Genomic DNA, 989 nt, shown 5'->3' with positions numbered 1-989 from the left:
GGGTGTCGGTGAATCCGGAGGGGGCCGCCGGCACCCGTTATGTGCTCTCCGTCGCTCCTGCGGAGATCGGGGTTCCATCTCCCGACGCGGACCGAGGCGCGGACAGCAGGTGGCGCTCTGCCTGTGCCCGGATTGTCCCGTCCCGGATGCGTGTGACGGCTTGCGGGCCTAGGGTGGTGGTGACGGAGAGCCTCAACCCTGGACGGGACCGTGGGTCTGATTGCACTGGTGAGCCCGGCTGATTGTTCGCGCACCCTGGCCCGGGAGCGGTCCGGTGCGGTCCTCCCGGTCGTCGCCTGCTGTTCCTCGCGCTACTCCCGTCTCGCCTGGTAGGACGTTGTGGCCTGGAAAGAGTCCGACGCCCGCATGGCGGCGTTCGACGTGCTCGCTCGGCTCGGCGTCGGGACTCCACCGGAGCTGGACCTTCTCCGGTTCGGGGAGAACGCGCTCTACGCGTATCGGGATCGCTCCAACGGCGAGCGGTAGGTCAGCGAGAGCGGCGGCGACCCGGTCTGCGTAGGTCCAGTTCCGGATGGCGTAGTCGGCGTAGACGAAGACGGCCACCATCCTCCGAGCCTGCTCGGCGTAGAGAATCTCCAGCTTTTCGGTCAGGTTCCGGCTCCACAGCCGCATCCGCTCGTCGGCGTCGTAGATTTGTGGTTAATTGGCTTGCCCCACCGACAGCCTGCGGCCGGTATCCGCGACGAAAAGCGTGGAGTGTTGGTTCCGGGCACGGAAGAAGCCGCCGGTTGATGTGAACCTTGCGTAATCTTATTTTACTGATCATAGACTGTCATTGGGCGGCTGGCCCGGGTGGCCGGGTTGTCATAGCTGGACCATCCGGGCGATCTCACGCGTAGCCAGGCTGTCCTCAGCCAGCGCAGCCAAGGCTATTTGATCTTTCCTGTTCGGCGATGGGGCAGACAGCGGACCAAAAATTCACTCTCCACGGAACCGGGACCGCTCCATTTGGTGTTTCCCCCGCGGGG

1 protein-coding gene is annotated in these 989 nt (G+C 65.0%); it reads right to left on the bottom strand.

The window, feature by feature from the left end:
- Positions 1–192: 192 nt before the first annotated feature.
- Positions 193–633: a hypothetical protein gene (locus MJ785_RS18680; protein WP_239382044.1), complete on the bottom strand. Its 441-nt coding sequence runs from the start codon at positions 631–633 to the stop codon at positions 193–195.
- Between the last annotated feature and the right edge of the window lie 356 nt (positions 634–989).

Origin of the sequence: Protofrankia sp. CiT1 (genome assembly GCF_917627335.1) — a bacterium.
Lineage (GTDB): Bacteria > Actinomycetota > Actinomycetes > Frankiales > Frankiaceae > Protofrankia.
The sequence above is the reverse complement of the archived record's forward strand: the minus strand, read 5'-3'. Positions and strand labels throughout refer to the sequence as shown.

Bases quoted from the DNA above. Each gene is read 5' to 3' on its own strand.
- MJ785_RS18680 (WP_239382044.1), bottom strand. From the start codon at position 633: ATGCGGCTGTGGAGCCGGAACCTGACCGAAAAGCTGGAGATTCTCTAC.